General features: G+C 40.4%; 13 protein-coding genes and 1 riboswitch. Of the genes, 5 read left to right on the plus strand and 8 right to left on the minus strand.

Features of this window, described 5'->3' with window-relative positions; genetic code table 11:
• From AC27I2_RS14265 to AC27I2_RS14285, 5 genes are all read right to left on the minus strand, one after another.
• On the minus strand, positions 1 to 918 hold the full coding sequence (locus AC27I2_RS14265; RefSeq protein ID WP_058404971.1) for an ExeA family protein: 918 nt from the start codon (positions 916 to 918) through the stop codon (positions 1 to 3).
• 174 nt (positions 919 to 1,092) lie between these two features.
• A complete protein-coding gene (locus tag AC27I2_RS14270; RefSeq protein WP_138740223.1) occupies positions 1,093 to 1,608 on the minus strand; it encodes an Lcl C-terminal domain-containing protein in 516 nt (171 codons plus the stop codon).
• A gap of 9 nt (positions 1,609 to 1,617) precedes the next feature.
• On the minus strand, positions 1,618 to 3,273 hold the full coding sequence (locus AC27I2_RS14275; RefSeq protein ID WP_487204644.1) for an Lcl C-terminal domain-containing protein: 1,656 nt from the start codon (positions 3,271 to 3,273) through the stop codon (positions 1,618 to 1,620).
• Between the two features lie 65 nt (positions 3,274 to 3,338).
• Entirely contained in the window at positions 3,339 to 3,671 is a 333-nt protein-coding gene (locus AC27I2_RS14280; RefSeq protein WP_010556974.1) for a hypothetical protein, read from the minus strand.
• 22 nt (positions 3,672 to 3,693) lie between these two features.
• Positions 3,694 to 4,401 carry a DUF2982 domain-containing protein gene (locus tag AC27I2_RS14285; protein WP_487204645.1) on the minus strand — a complete coding sequence of 236 codons (708 nt, stop codon included), beginning with the start codon at positions 4,399 to 4,401 and terminating at the stop codon, positions 3,694 to 3,696.
• Between the two features lie 247 nt (positions 4,402 to 4,648).
• On the opposite strand from AC27I2_RS14285, the gene AC27I2_RS14290 reads away from it, so the two are divergent.
• From AC27I2_RS14290 to msrA, 3 genes are all read left to right on the plus strand, one after another.
• Positions 4,649 to 5,701 carry an efflux RND transporter periplasmic adaptor subunit gene (locus AC27I2_RS14290; protein WP_058404968.1) on the plus strand — a complete coding sequence of 351 codons (1,053 nt, stop codon included), beginning with the start codon at positions 4,649 to 4,651 and terminating at the stop codon, positions 5,699 to 5,701.
• A 3-nt stretch (positions 5,702 to 5,704) separates the two neighbouring features.
• Positions 5,705 to 8,803 carry an efflux RND transporter permease subunit gene (locus AC27I2_RS14295; protein ID WP_487204646.1) on the plus strand — a complete coding sequence of 1,033 codons (3,099 nt, stop codon included), beginning with the start codon at positions 5,705 to 5,707 and terminating at the stop codon, positions 8,801 to 8,803.
• A 79-nt stretch (positions 8,804 to 8,882) separates the two neighbouring features.
• Entirely contained in the window at positions 8,883 to 9,419 is a 537-nt protein-coding gene (msrA, locus tag AC27I2_RS14300; RefSeq protein ID WP_487204647.1) for a peptide-methionine (S)-S-oxide reductase MsrA, read from the plus strand.
• Positions 9,420 to 9,464: 45 nt separating this feature from the next.
• Here the strand turns inward: msrA and AC27I2_RS14305 are convergent, their stop codons facing one another.
• Both AC27I2_RS14305 and AC27I2_RS14310 read right to left on the minus strand, forming a co-directional pair.
• Positions 9,465 to 11,291, minus strand: a complete 1,827-nt coding sequence (locus AC27I2_RS14305; protein WP_487204648.1) for a TonB-dependent receptor domain-containing protein — start codon at positions 11,289 to 11,291, stop codon at positions 9,465 to 9,467.
• 33 nt (positions 11,292 to 11,324) lie between these two features.
• Positions 11,325 to 11,488: riboswitch (cobalamin riboswitch) on the minus strand.
• Positions 11,489 to 11,662: 174 nt separating this feature from the next.
• Positions 11,663 to 12,145 (minus strand): YajQ family cyclic di-GMP-binding protein, encoded by a 483-nt coding sequence (locus AC27I2_RS14310; protein ID WP_058404965.1) that lies wholly within the window; start codon positions 12,143 to 12,145, stop codon positions 11,663 to 11,665.
• 153 nt (positions 12,146 to 12,298) lie between these two features.
• Between AC27I2_RS14310 and AC27I2_RS14315 the strand changes: the two genes are divergently transcribed.
• Positions 12,299 to 12,649 carry a VanZ family protein gene (locus AC27I2_RS14315; RefSeq protein WP_058404964.1) on the plus strand — a complete coding sequence of 117 codons (351 nt, stop codon included), beginning with the start codon at positions 12,299 to 12,301 and terminating at the stop codon, positions 12,647 to 12,649.
• Positions 12,642 to 13,544: a ketopantoate reductase family protein gene (locus tag AC27I2_RS14320; protein ID WP_487204649.1), complete on the plus strand. Its 903-nt coding sequence runs from the start codon at positions 12,642 to 12,644 to the stop codon at positions 13,542 to 13,544. The genes AC27I2_RS14315 and AC27I2_RS14320 overlap by 8 nt, the downstream gene beginning before the upstream one ends.
• A 46-nt stretch (positions 13,545 to 13,590) precedes the next feature.
• Here AC27I2_RS14320 and thiI read toward each other — a convergent pair whose 3' ends face one another.
• Positions 13,591 to 15,048: a tRNA uracil 4-sulfurtransferase ThiI gene (thiI, locus tag AC27I2_RS14325; RefSeq protein WP_008129371.1), complete on the minus strand. Its 1,458-nt coding sequence runs from the start codon at positions 15,046 to 15,048 to the stop codon at positions 13,591 to 13,593.
• Positions 15,049 to 15,123 lie beyond the last annotated feature (75 nt).

Consider the following 15,123-nt stretch of genomic DNA (forward strand, 5'->3'; position numbering starts at 1 on the left):
CTATAAAATAAAAGAAAGCCCAATACCTGAGGCAAATAGAGCGCAAAAGGCAAAGCAATAGATTAAAATGGATGACGATTTTTCAGGCTTATTCGTTGTTGCAACAAAGTCGGTAGGTAATGACTCTTGTGCAGATTGTTTTACTATATCGGCATTTACAACGAGTTGCTGCTTAGAGAACGTTCCCACTAAAGCACGTTCACATACTAAATTCATTAACCGTGGTACACCGCCTGTCATTTTATGAACCATCTGCATTGCGTCCATTGAAAATAAACCTTTGTCACACCCCGCAATGTGTAACCGGTGCTTGATATACGCGACTGTTTGGCCTTGTGTTAAAGGTAATAAGTGATAACGTGCTGTGATCCTCTGAGCAAGCTGTCTCAATTCATTACGCTTTAGTAAATCTTGAAGTTCAGGCTGACCCACTAGCACGATTTGCAACAGTTTTTTATGGTCGGTTTCTATATTAGTTAATAAACGAAGTTGCTCTAGCACATTGGGGGCAAGTAGCTGCGCCTCGTCAATAATTAAAATAGTATGGCCACCCGCTTTGTTATTACTCTCTAAATGCTTTTTTATTATGTCAGTTAAACTTTTAAGTGTCGCATTTTGTGCGTCATAACTAATCTTCAATTCATCACAAATACTAGCTAACAGCTCTAGTTCTGATAGCGCAGGATTATGAATCATCGCTACTTGTGTATTTTCAGGTAATTGCTCTAACATGCTGCGGGTGATTGTTGTTTTCCCGGTGCCTACTTCACCCGTAAGTAATACAAAACCACCATCTTCTCCCAATCCATAGGTTAAGTGTGCTAAGGCTTCTTTATGGCGCTCGCTTAAAAATAAATAATGAGGGTTAGGCGAAATCGAAAAAGGTTTTTCGTTAAGGCCAAAATAGCTTAAATACACCGCGATGTTCCTTCGAAATTAAATCACTGTCTATAATGGCAAAAAAACGCGCCCAGTAACATCGTTGTGAGCGCTTTATTGTTGAAATAAAGTAAATTTATGTAAAAACAAAAAAAGCGCAGCTTCGGAATTTAATTCCAATAACGGCACTTTTTAATCTAACTTATTTAGTCTTTATTTTTCGTAGCGAACGAGGCGCAAATAAACATCACTGGTTTTAGGGCGTAAACTATTTAGCCCACTGTCAAACTGATACACCCAGGCCGAACTCATACTACTAACACCCGATGTGCTAGACCAATAGTTTTGAGATTTAGTGCCTAAAAAAACAACCTCATTTATACTTGGCTCTGTACAACTGTGCTCTAAAATACTGGCTAGCTCTTTAATATTAGGCACCTGCCAATCATCATAGTTTGCGGTTGTATCGTTAGTCGCTCCTCGTAAAGCTTCCTGCCACGTCACTGCAGGAGTGGATCCTTCGCACAGAAGTGTTTCTGTATTATAGGTTTGAGAATAACTACAACGCTGCCACATTAAGCCGGTTTCAGTGTCAGACACTGTCCCATCGGTATTAACAGTAAACCTATCAGTTGGGGTTGTTGTGTCGGCACCGCCATAACATGTTTGCGCCGCCACATTAAAACTAAAGCCAAAAACTATAAACGTATTTAATAATTTTAATTTCATAACACTCTCCTATCGGCTTCTGACTAAACGAACATACGCGTTGTTCTCTTTTGGATAGGCAAGGTCATTACCGTTACTCATATCAATAATATAAGCCTGCGATAAACTGGTGCCATCCGCAGCAGTTTGAGATGTCCAATAAGGTAAGTTAACGTTTTCAATGGCGCCTGGTTCAGGCATGTTTGGGAAAAAAGCCGTGTCAATTAATACGCTTTGCCCTTGCTTACCATAATCAATTAACCCCAAAAGCTCTGTATACGTGGGGACTCGCCAATTTGTTCCCCCACAAAAATCGATGGCATTAACTGCATTTACATAGGTTTGTAAGCCACAACTTGTGTCGTTAGGGCATGTTGTATTTGCTGTACTATCTGCATCGGTAGTTGTGTCGCCAATGTCCCAATAATAGCTGTTTTGCGCATCCCGTAACGTTGTATTTGGTAAAGTACCAGAGGAAGGGGATTTAACTTCCCAAACAAGCCCAGTTACATTGTCACGAATACAGCTAAATACTTCACTGGAGTCATCTACCTCGTCGGCAAACTGATTAAGCTTAGTATAATCAAATGCGAGATTCCCTATGCCTGCTTTATCTATGCGGTTAGCAAAGCTGTCACGGCCGAGTTCTGCATCCTGCTCAGGAAAATCATCACTGTCGCAATTTATACGCTGCGTATTGTTGTAGCATTCTCCCATACCACTGTCGTTTATCAGGCCAAGCGCTTTTGGCGTTATATCAATAAACACCGTATCGGTATCGGTGCGTCCTTTCGAATCGGTAACGGTTACTTCAAAACTAAGCGTGGTGTTGGTGTCTACATCGGAGGCAAAAAAGGTAGATACACACTGTTGGCTATCGCTCAGTGTTTCGGCATTCCCGGTTAATTGTTGCCAATCGCACTGATATGTATCCGTGACTGTTTCGCTATTGCTTGCGTCTAGTGTTACCTGGTCAAATTCTTCAACATTTTGATCATCCCCTGCATTTGCGGCAACTAATTCATTGGTTTTATTAAGGCTCATTGTGAATTGAGTACTGGCTTCCCCACCCTCATCGTCAGTAACTGTTAATCGCCAAAGTAATGTTGTGTTTGCTTCTAACAAAGGATGAGTAAAGCTTAATGTCGAATCATCAAAGCCAGAAATATCTAAGTCAGGACCTGATATAAGTTCCCAAAAATAGCCATTTACTATTCCATTTTCATCAGGATCACTTGAGTCTAGAGCACTTAATATAATGGTATCTTGGTATACAGAAGGAAGCGTAGCTGGCGCTGTTTGGGTTATTACAGCTAGAGGCAGTTGATTGTTAGAACTAACCGAAATTAAAACGTCGTCACTTACTGTGCTATTGCCAGTGCTTTGATAACTGACCCTTAATACAATTTCGCTATCTGCTTTTACATCAGGTGCAGTCAGTGTTTGCTCAGCGCCTTCAAGTGGAAAACCATCTATACTTGGTCCGCTAACTTGTTGCCAAGTAAAAGTTCCATCCGCTGGAGAGCCTTGTGCAGTGATTGTAAAATCAATTTTTTCAATAACTTGTATATCTGAACCCGCATTCACTGAGGCTTCAATATTTGTGGTGCTGTCACTACCGCCACCACCGCCGCAGGCTGTGATAAAAATGCAGGAAAAAAGAGGGATTAACGCTAACGCTTTCATTCGTAGCACCTTGTGTCAAATAATTACTATAACGCAATCGTAAGCAATAAAGGTGCCACTAAGCTTTACATATAAGCATCTTGATGAATACGAACAAACAATTTAGTGCCAATTTTACTGTAATCAACTTTATATTCACGCCCATCTAACGACTGAATAAAAAGTAACTGCTTTTCTTCACCAAATACTTCGGCACTACTTATATATACCATTTCTAGGTAACGGTCTTTTGCATCGCGTCTATTTTTTGGTAACTCTTCTTTAAAGGGCTCTAAGCCGTTTTGAGTTACTTTAATTCGTGGGTGTATGTCAGAGTTAACAACCACTAAATCAAGTTTTTTGTCTTTATGTATTATGGTATTTCGACCACTTTTTAAAAAGGCTCTTTCTTGGCTCATTGTCTTTTCCTACAGCCGCAGTTTAATCTTTAAGCTGCGACGCTATAAACTGATGTGGCTCGCGCTTCCATTTATTTAAATTAGCGCTAAAAGCCCAAATATCGGTGTCTAGTACACTGGCAGGTAGTAATAAATCATACCCTGTTAGCAACTTAAGGTGCTTGGTTCTGTTTGCAAACATAGCTATTAAACCATTATAGCTAATTCCGCGCGCAGATCGATGTTGTGTATCTTCTACTAACCATTCTGATGGGCAATTGCCATTTTTGCAATGATTTTGAACAACCTGCATAAAAAAATGTCGTTGTTCTATAAGTAATTTACCCGCAATTCTAGGGGTTATACTCATTAAAAACTCATCAATATCATTTAGTTTTAGCCCAACCGCGTTTAGCTCTAAATGCTCTAAGCCTTTTTCTACTTTTGGAACACCGCAAGAATGAAAGTTTTTATGAGATAGGCACCAACGGCCATATTTATGCCTATACTCTATAGCAGATTCGCTCAAAATTAAGCTGTAATAAGGTTCTTGAGTTTTTAAAAAACCCACAAAAATAGCCCCAAGGCAGGCACTGACTAAAAAAATTTCAACAATGCTAATAGTGCCTGATCTTAGTAAATTAAATGCCATAATAAAGACTAAACCAATAGCGCCCACAATGAGGATTTCAATTCCATTTCGTGAACCTTGCGCACGGTATTTAATGCGTTTTTTAGTGTGTTTATCCATACTGATAAAAAACCATATAAAATATAAACATAATAATAGCCCATAAAATTACTTTTCTGGCTGTCATGCAGGCCTTACAAGATGTTTTAAAATTCATATATTTATCGCTTTAATTAAACAAAAACCGGTACACACCTTTAATATTACTTACTTTTACGCCTAACGCACAAAATTATGAGACACATAACAGACTTTATCCGGTCTTATTTCGTACAATACTTATAATTAATTTTCAGGTATGAAAACGATGTACTCTAGACAATCAGGTAAAGCTCTTTTTCCATTCATTATTACACTACTTTTAATATTTAGTGTTTACTTATATTTACCCTCAAGCCATGGCGAACAGGCTAATTTCTCTAACATGTCTACACAGGTTTCTGCACATACAGTAACTTCGCAAGAAAACGCTGTAATGATAGAAGCAATTGGTAGCGCACGCGCAAATCAAGCTATTTACATTAAAAGCGCACAAAACGACTATGTTACCGACATATTTTTTAAAGATGGTGATTTAGTGAGTAAGGGCCAAAAACTTGTGCAATTGCAAAGCAGACAAGAAGAGTTAGCCGTTGAAGAACTCAGCATTAATTTACAAGAAGAAAAGCGTCAGCTTAACCGCCTTACAGAACTTTCACGTACACAGTCTACAGCTAAATCGTTGCTCGAAGAGCAATTATCTGTCGTAGACGCGACCAAGTCACAATTAGAAAGTGCTAAAACAACGTTAAGCGAAATGACCATTCGTGCACCTTTTTCTGGCTTATTAGGAAAACGCGAAATATCTACAGGCGCTTATGTTAATAATGCAACCATACTCACCACCCTTGATGATATTAGTATTATAAAAGTAGACTTTAAAGTCCCTGAAAAATATTTAGCGCAACTGGCCATTGGCATGAAAGTATTAACGCAAAATGACGCTTACCCTGGCCAAACATTTACAGGCAAAGTCACTCATATTAGCTCACGTATTGACGCCGTTACACGCAGCATTGAAGTAACCGCTAGTTTTGCCAACAAATCTGGCTTATTACGTCCAGGCATGCTGCTAAATACCGCACTTGAGTTAAGTACAAGCCAAGCACTTATGGTGCCAGAAAAGGCCGTTATACCACTGCAAGATAAACACTACGTGTTTAAAATTACAGATGGCGTAGCAAATAAAATAGAAGTACACGTTGCAAGCAGAAATAACGGTTGGGTAGCTATTGATGAGGGCTTAACTGATGGCCAGCAAATTATTACTGAAGGGCTGATTAAAATTCGCTCGGGCAGTAAAGTTAGCGTTAAGGGGTAATACGTGAAAATTACCGACACTAGCGTTAAACGCCCCGTTTTTGCGATTGTAATTAACTTATTGCTACTAACCTTTGGTTTAGTGGCATTTAGCATGTTACCGCTTCGCGAATACCCCGATATAGAGACACCGATTGTAAATATTAGCACCACATATACCGGGGCATCAGCGGAGATAATCGAAACTAAAATAACCCAAGTTATCGAAAACCGAATATCCGGTATTGAAGGTATTAAAAGTATAAACTCATCAAGCCGTAATGGCCGCTCAAACATTACTATTGAGTTTAATATAAGTCGCGATATAGATGCGGCATCTAACGATGTACGTGAACGTGTTGCAAGAGCACTCGACAGTCTCCCAGAACAAGTACGTCCGCCTGAGGTATCTAAGTCAAACAGTGATGAAAGCCCTATTGCTTGGTTTGTACTAAATAGCGAAACCATGGACTCGTTACAGCTTTCTGATTATGCGCAGCGCTTTATAGTTGATCGCTTAGCAGTTGTAGATGGGGTATCTAATGTTCGAATTGGCGGAGAGCGCCAATACGCGATGAAAATTTGGCTCAACCGCCAAGCCATGGCTGCACGCGGAATTACCTCAAGCGATATAGAAAACACCCTGCGCACAGAAAATGTTGAACTACCCGCAGGTGAAATTGAATCAATTGATCGCGACTTTACCGTTCGCACAGCCCGAAGCTACAAAGATCAGCGCGACTTTAAAAATTTAGTTATTAAACGCGGAGAAGACGGCTATTTAGTTCGCCTTGGCGAAGTAGCCGACGTTCAACTAGAGGCCGCCGACGACGAAAGTTTATTCCGTGGTAACGGCCGCAACATGATTGGCTTGGGTATTGTAAAACAAGCCAAGGCAAATACTTTAACCGTGGTAGATAACGCACGGAGTGAGCTTGAAAAAATCAAACGTAACCTACCAGAAGGCACAACAATTCAAGACAGTTACGACTCGTCTGTATTCATTAAAGAGTCGATTAGCGAAGTATACAGTACGCTTGCCATTTCTATGGGGTTAGTTGTTTTAGTTATATTTTTGTTTTTAGGCAATATTCGTGCAACGCTTATTCCTGCGGTTACCGTACCCGTAGCCTTGGTAGGCAGCTTTATGTTTTTGCTCGCTATGGGATATTCAATCAACTTATTAACCCTACTTGCGTTAGTACTTGCCATTGGCTTGGTTGTTGATGACGCCATAGTAATGCTTGAAAACATTCACCGCCGCATAGAGCTTGGCGAGCCACCATTACTTGCAGCGTACAGAGGCGCACGAGAAGTAGGTTTTGCAATTGTAGCAACAACATTGGTGCTTATTTCGGTGTTTGTTCCTTTAATATTTATGGATGGCCGAATAGGCGCGTTATTCACCGAATTTGCAATGGCTGTCAGCGCGGCGGTATTTTTCTCAAGTGTTACCGCGCTTACCCTTGCACCAGCATTGTGTTCAAAAGTTCTAAAAAGTGCCGACAAACCTAATAAATTTAGCCAATGGATGGACCGCCAGTTTACTAAATTAGAGCGCAGTTACCGTAATTCACTTTCAACCAATATGACAAAAAAGTGGGGCTTGTTAGTCAGCTTAGTATTAGCGGGTTTTGTGAGTTATTCATTATTACTGCAAGTACCTTCAGAGCTAACACCTAAAGAAGACCGCGGCACCTTTTTTATTATGATGAGCGGGCCTGAAGGGGCTAGCTACGAAAACAATGCTGCCAATATGGCAAAAATTGAAGAGCGCCTTATGCCTTACTCTGAGTCTGGCGAGCTAAGTCGCGTGCTTGTTCGTGTTCCAGGCTGGGGCGGTAGCGGCGGTGTTGCTATTGTTGGTATGGCTGATTGGGACAAACGCAAGCGCTCTACGTGGGAAGTGATGGATGAAATTAGCGGCAAAATGCGCGAAGTTACCGATGTACGTGCGTTTGCTATTATGCGCCGAGGCATTGGCGGCGGCGGTTCATCTCGCCCTATTGAATTTGTTCTGCAAGGTAATGATTATGCTCAACTTGCCGATTGGCGTGACCGCATTATTAAACGTGCTGAACAAAACCCGGGCCTTGTCAGAATCGATCACGATTACAAAGAAACATTCCCACAGTTTTTAGTCAGCATCGATAAAAATAAAGCAGCTGATTTAGGGGTGTCTGTGTCTGATGTTGGCCGTACACTCGAAACAATGCTGGGTCAGCGTCGTGTAACAACCTTTATAGATAGAGGTGAAGAATACGATGTGATTTTGAAAGGTACAAAAGAAGACTTTAACAACCCAACCGATATTTCAAACATATACCTTAAATCACGCAGCGGTGAGCTTGTTCCGCTAGACAGCCTAATAAGCTTAAAAGAAGAGGCTACAGCCTCGCGTTTAAACCGATACAACCGTATGCGTTCAATAACATTGAGCGCAAATTTAGCCGATGGTTACACACTTGAACAAGCACTTAACTTTTTAAATGAAGTAGCCGCGCAAGAAAACGACATTGATGGTGCCGTTGACTACAAAGGGGAATCTCAGCTTTATTACGAAGGCGCATCAGCAATGACCTACGTATTTGTTTTAGCGCTAACAGTCACCTTTTTGGTACTGGCTGCGCAATTTGAAAGCTTTATGCACCCATTTGTAATTATGCTTACAGTACCGCTTGGTTTAATGGGCGCGATGTTTGGCCTTTGGTCTACAGGACTTACGCTTAATATTTACAGCCAAATTGGTATTGTAATGCTCATAGGGTTAAGCGCTAAAAACGGGATACTCATTGTTGAATTTACCAACCAATTACGCGACAAAGGTGTTGAGTTTAGCGAAGCAATATTACAAGCGGCTACACAACGTTTACGTCCAATAATAATGACATCATTAACTACGGTTATGAGCTCAGTGCCATTGGTATTAGCATCAGGCCCTGGTGCTGAAAGCCGTATGGTAATTGGTGTTGTGGTATTCACCGGGGTTATTGTTTCAACGCTACTTACCTTATTTGTTGTACCAGCAGCGTATTATGCGCTTGCACGCAACACACAGTCACCTGAGTATTTACAACAAAAACTTAATAAGCAAGCAGCCGAAAAACCGCTTGAAGAGATCTAAGCAAGCTAACGCATCGTAACCTTGTTACGACGCTAGGCTTTATGTTTTGCGTGACCTTTGTCTAATATTAGGAATAATTATGAGTTCAACAACGCAAGTAGCAACCTTTGGTGGTGGCTGTTTTTGGTGTATTGACGCAGCATTTAGGCGTGTAAATGGCGTGTCGAATGTAAGCTCGGGTTATACCGGTGGCAATACTGACGATCCAACATACAAATCAGTATGCAGTGGTACAACGGGCCATGCCGAAGTAGTAAAAGTTGAATTTGATAGCACCATTGTAAGCTTTGAAACCTTGCTCGCTATGTTTTTTACTTTGCACGATGCCACGCAGTTAAATCGCCAAGGTAACGATATTGGCACACAATACCGCAGTGTTGTTTATTACCATAATGACGAACAACTTGCGCTTACTAATACTATGATTGAACAGTTACAAACTCATGTTAGTGAGCCAATTGTAACCGAAGTAAGCCCGGTAACAACTTACTATCCTGCTGAGCACTATCATCAAGATTACTACAACGAAAACCCGCAACAGGGCTATTGCAGTATGTTAATCGCGCCAAAATTACACAAGTTTGAAACTGTATTTAAAGAGTTTTTAGCTGAGTAAAAATACAAAAAAGCCCGGCAAAACCGGGCTTTCTGTTTAGATTATTTAAAACTGGTAATCTATACCAGCAAAAAAGCGGCGCTCTGGCGTGTTGTAGTAATACACCTGCCCTGTTGTAAAATCAGTATTTGAATCAACTGCGTTGTATTCCTTATCGAATAAGTTTTCAACACGAAGGGATACCGTAACCTCATCATTTACTTGGTAATTACCCGCTAAATTCCAAAGCGTATAAGACCCTAATTGTGAAACGGCCCCTGCTCGCTCACCGCGATATTGCATTGCTAGGCTTGTATCAAATGCACCAAACTGTTTTGCAAGCTCCCAATTAAAGGTTCGTTTCGCAACGTTTCTAAGCGCTTCGCCAGTTTCTTTATCTTCTGCACTTAAGTAAGCAAAATTCACATTACTATCAAAGCCAAAAATTTGATTAATCAGGCTAAACTCAACACCTTCATATTGAGCCTCATTAATATTGGTGAGTGCAAAATTAGTGTCGTAAGCAATTTTATCTTCAATTTCATTTCTAAAAATAGCGACATCAACACGTGCAGTTTCAAAGTCAATATTTAAGCCAAGCTCGCGATTTACTGACGTTTCGGGTTGAAGGTTAGCATTGCCGTAAAGTGGAAAATATAAATCATTAAAAGTAGGCGCTTTAAAGCCCGTGCTTTGGCTTATTCTAAATGTGGCGTTTTCGGATAAGTGATAACCTGCCGCCGCGGTATACGTTGTTTCATTACCAAATTGCTCATCGTCATCTTGACGAACAGTTAAATTAGCAAGCAACTCATCCGCATCGTAATATGCGCCAACAAATACCGCTAATACATCGCGCTCCTCTACTTCAAACGTGGTGGAGCTTTGTGACACGTCATCGTTGTACCAATTAATACCACCACTAATGTTTAACGTGTCGTTTAAGCGGTATTGGCCGTTGTAATCAATTTGTGAGCGCTTAGTAATAAACGTACTTGTTGTTGGCCCTTGAGAAAAATCAACATAACGGTTGTCTGAATCATCCGTTGCAAATGCTATATCAAGGCTGTGAGTTTGATTGTTATAGTCTTTATTCCAACCAGCCGAAAGCTGGTAATTTTTAAAATCACCTCGCTCAATCATACTATCGGCAGGACTAAAGCGGCTGTCGTAATCAGCAAAGCCTTCACTGTATTGCCCTAGTAACTTAAAGTCGCCATAGTGCGCATCGGTATAGTTTACTTTAAAGCCAAGGTTTTTGTTTTCAAAGCCGTCTTCATCGGGGGCAACACCTTGCAGTACATCAAAGTTATCTGTTTTTTCAAACCCAGCATTAAAAGCCGTTGTCAGATCTCCTGTTTTTACAGAGCCAGCAAGCTGGTAGTTTTGATATGAATCAGACCCAAACGTAGCACTAACAGAAAGGTTATCTGACTCGCGCGTTATAATATTAATAACCCCCGCTAGCGCATCAGAGCCATACACTGCAGCACGTGAACCTTTTATTATTTCAATGCGCTCAATACTATTTAATGGCACATTGCTTAATGCTTTTTGACCAAGCGTTGCCGAACCAGTGCGCACACCGTCTATTAAAATTAGCGTATCACCTGATCCCGTACCGCGCAGTGAAACACCGGCATTTTGACCAAAGCCGCCATTAGGGTTTACCTGAAAGCCAACTTGAGACGTTAATAGCGTTGGTAAGTCGCGAACATTACTGGCTTCTATGTCATCACGAGTTATAACATTTACGCTCGCTAATACATTAGTAATTGATTGTTCAAACTTATTAGCGGTTACAGTAATGGTTTCGATTGATTGCTCTGCAGCAGATACAGATAGTGACAGCGCAGCAGTAATTGCAACGCCAAGAGTTGTTTTATTTAACATGATGTTCCCCTTCTTTGCCCACCGCAAAGAACTAAGTAAGATTACATCAAGGCCGGTCTCCGGACTCAGTAAGTACATAGCTTTATGTATTACTTTACCGTTGCGGGGGCAGTGTTGGGGTTGTAGTCATCATGAAAACGCACCAACTTCCCGATTATCTTATTAAAAAAATCAAACCATTGAAAAAATTAATAAGCACCTTGAAAATAGGCCGCTATTGTGAGGAGTTTAATAAAAAATGTCAACGGACGTCTATACAGCTAAAAAAGATTTAGTATATTTAAACGAATTTAAATAGCTCATGAAAAAGCCAAATAACTATCGCGGCTATTTGGCTTATTATTTAAAGAGCGTAAAAAAGGCCTCTATAATTAATCGCGGAAGTTTTTAAACTGAAATGGCTGACCTAAATCGGCAGTGCGCACCACTTGCATAGCAGCTTGTAAGTCATCACGCTTTTTACCCGTTACGCGCACTTCCTCGCCTTGAATAGCCGCTTGCACTTTTACTTTAGAATCTTTGATGGCTTTAACTACTTTTTTAGCCATATCTTTTTCAATACCTTGCTTAAGCGCAACGTTACGAAAAACATTTTTACCCGCACGGCTAATGTCTTGAAGCTCTAGGCTAGCTACATCCATACCACGCTTAGAAACTTTACCGGCTAAAATATCAAACAACTGCATAACCTGTGAATCAGCTTCAGCTTTAAGTTTAATTGTTTTGTCGTTTAGCTCAATAGATGCATCAACACCTCTAAAGTCAAAGCGAGTCTCAAGTTCACGGTTTGCGTTATCAACCGCATTTTGTGCTTCGTTCATTTCTACTTCAGATACAATATCAAATGAAGGCATTGGTTTTCTCCTAACTATTCAATCTTAATTTTTATGACGCAATTATAACGCTAAAACTATAAATCTTTACATTTTTCTGCATCTTGTTCAGGTGCGATACTCATTTAGTTTGATATACTCAAGTTTCTTTTTTAAGCGACTCTAGGATTTTACGTGACAAGGCGTGTTTACCAAGCAGTTTTTTTGCTCAGCATCGTGGCGTTTACTTTTTTATTTGCCAAAGAAATAAAAGGCGCAGCTAACCTATTTCCACACATTGATAAAGTAGCCCATTTTGGGATTTTTTTTGTGCTTGCCGTTATTATGGATAAAGCGTTTAAGCTTCCTTTATACGCACAAGTTTTATTATTAGCCGGTTACGGTGCATCAATTGAAATAATGCAAGATGCACTTCCCTATAGGCAAGCCTCTATTGGCGATTTTATCGCTGATTTTGCGGGTGCTGCTAGCTACTTTTTACTAAGAGTAATTTTTACTCCTCGCAAAAAGAATCCCTATGACTAACATTTTAATTATAGGTGATGGCGCCATAGGCCTATTAATGAGTCACTTTTTAAGTAAAGAAAATACGGTACATGTTTTAACACGCAAGCCAACCTGCAATACCCGTTTTTATAGCCGTAAAAATGCCCCGTCACATAAAATTAATGCACGCTTTATTAATTTAGGTGAACTGGCGCAGCAACCTAGTTATGATATTGTTATTTTTACGGTTAAAGCTTTTCAGGTTCAAGACGCGTTTGCACAAGTAAAACCTTACCTAGCTAATAATTCAACACTGGTAATTTCTCATAATGGGATGGGAAATATTGAAGAGCTAATGCCTCAGTTACACACTCAGCAAGCACTTTACTTTTTAACCACCAGCATGGCCGGATTTAAGTCTAATCCGTACATTGTACAACATACCGGTGAAGGACAAAGCGTGATTGGTGGCTGTAACAACCTTGCAGTTAAAAACCCACAATGTATATCACCACTACTCCAAGCAATCCCAAACTTAAAACTGGCTGAAAATATTGAGCAGCTTCGCTTTGAAAAGCTACTGGTTAATGTGGCTATTAACCCGCTAACTGCGCTTCATAATATAAAAAATGGCCAATTACGCGCTCCTATATTTAGCGCAACTATAATGAGCTTGCTCTATGAGGGCTGCAGAGTTGCTAACGCGCAAGGGTTGAATATTGCTTTAGCTAATGCCTTAAATAATGCTTACACCGTAATGGCACTTACCGCTGAAAATTATTCGTCAATGCAACAAGATATTGCTAATAACAGGCCAACAGAAATAATGGCCATTTGTGGGTATATTAGCGAGCAAGGCAAACGCTACAACATTAATACCCCTACAAATAATGAGCTACTTGCTAAAATTCAGGCAAAAAAAAGCGTGGTATAAACCACGCTTTCATAAACTATTAACCCGTAACTTACTAACTTATTTCTTAAGGGCGATACACTTTAACTGTTGTAAACCCTTGCTCGTGCAAAATAAGCGCTTGCAACTGGCTCATTACACCTCTATCGCAATACAGGTAATAGTCTTTATCTTTTGGTAGATCGCCAAATTTAGTAGCTAAACGGAAAAACGGTAAGTGGATTACTTCAATACCTTCAATTTCAAGCGGCGCGGCATCTTCTTCTTCTGGTGAACGAATATCAACAACCACAGAGCCAGGCGGTAAATCGGCAACCGATTCAGCCTCTTTTAGCTCTTGCTTGGCTTCTACGTCGATATCACGAACATCCATAACACGCGCGTTATCTATAACGGTATCAAGTACATCAAAGTCGAACTTTTCTTCTTCGCCTTTAATCACGTCTATTTTTGCTTTTACCGTTGGCTTTTTAGATATAACACCACAGTATTCTGGCATAGTTTCAGCCATTTCAGCGGTACCAATTTGGCGCGCAATATTAATAATCTCTTGCTTATCGTGCTGAATAAGCGGACGTAAAATAAGCGTTTCGGTTACGCGGTCAATAACACTTAAGTTAGCCAACGTTTGGCTAGACACCTGCCCAATACTCTCACCCGTTACAAGCGCTTGAATATTTAGCTTTTCAGCAACCGCGCTACCCGCACGCATCATCATACGTTTAAGGACAACGCCCATTTGGCTGTTTTCAACGTTTTCTAAAATTTCGGCAACAACAGGTTCAAAGTCTACCGTTATAAATTTTACTTTGTGGGTAGAGCTGTACTTTTTCCATAAAAAGTAACTGGCTTGTTTAACGCCAATTTCATGGGCAGCACCACCTAAGTTGAAAAACAAAAAGTGCGTACGCGCACCTTTTCGTATCATTTGATAACTAGCAACACCTGAGTCAAACCCACCCGACATTAACGACAGCACATCTTCTTGAGTTGGCAAAGGAAAACCCGCCATACCTAAATGTGTTTGCGTTACAATGTAGGCTTTGTCGTCTTTTACTTCTAAGCGAATAGTCACCTCTGGGCGGCTAAGTTTTACGCGGGCACCTTCAACGTGTTGGTTTAAACCACCACCAACGTAACGCTCTAAATCAGTTGAGGTAAAGTCGTGTTGGCCTATACGTTTTGCACGTACACAAAATGTTTTACCGGCGATTGTGTGGCCAATTAATTCAAAGGTTTTTTGATAAATTTCGTCCAAAGTACTAAATTCGACTTCGGTCACTTCAATAAATTGCACTATACCTGGAATGCGTTGCAAACCATCAATAAAGTCTAACCGAGTTTGCGCATCAGTTAATTTGGTAACAACTGAAATGTTATCCCAGTTGTTTCTTACTTGTACTTTTTCGTCAATACGACGCAATACAATTTTAATGTTATTTTCTAACACTTTAGTAAAGCGTTTACGAACCGAGCGGCTTTTGATAGCTATTTCGGGGTGTAGTTTGACGATAAATTTAAGCATAGTTCACTCTTAGACTGCGGGAATTCGCGCTCCCAGGCATTTGGCGCGCGATTATAGCAAAAATTTTAACGTCTA

The sequence above is a fragment of the Pseudoalteromonas sp. NH0006-46 genome (assembly GCF_057547735.1).

Excerpts from the sequence above, each read along its gene's own strand:
- AC27I2_RS14320 (WP_487204649.1), top strand. The coding sequence starts at position 12,642 with ATGACTAACATTTTAATTATAGGTGATGGCGCCATAGGCCTATTAATG.
- AC27I2_RS14280 (WP_010556974.1), bottom strand. The coding sequence starts at position 3,671 with ATGAGCCAAGAAAGAGCCTTTTTAAAAAGTGGTCGAAATACCATAATA.
- thiI (WP_008129371.1), bottom strand. The coding sequence starts at position 15,048 with ATGCTTAAATTTATCGTCAAACTACACCCCGAAATAGCTATCAAAAGC.
- AC27I2_RS14270 (WP_138740223.1), bottom strand. The coding sequence starts at position 1,608 with ATGAAATTAAAATTATTAAATACGTTTATAGTTTTTGGCTTTAGTTTT.
- msrA (WP_487204647.1), top strand. The coding sequence starts at position 8,883 with ATGAGTTCAACAACGCAAGTAGCAACCTTTGGTGGTGGCTGTTTTTGG.
- AC27I2_RS14310 (WP_058404965.1), bottom strand. The coding sequence starts at position 12,145 with ATGCCTTCATTTGATATTGTATCTGAAGTAGAAATGAACGAAGCACAA.
- AC27I2_RS14275 (WP_487204644.1), bottom strand. The coding sequence starts at position 3,273 with ATGAAAGCGTTAGCGTTAATCCCTCTTTTTTCCTGCATTTTTATCACA.
- AC27I2_RS14290 (WP_058404968.1), top strand. The coding sequence starts at position 4,649 with ATGTACTCTAGACAATCAGGTAAAGCTCTTTTTCCATTCATTATTACA.
- AC27I2_RS14305 (WP_487204648.1), bottom strand. The coding sequence starts at position 11,291 with ATGTTAAATAAAACAACTCTTGGCGTTGCAATTACTGCTGCGCTGTCA.
- AC27I2_RS14285 (WP_487204645.1), bottom strand. The coding sequence starts at position 4,401 with ATGGATAAACACACTAAAAAACGCATTAAATACCGTGCGCAAGGTTCA.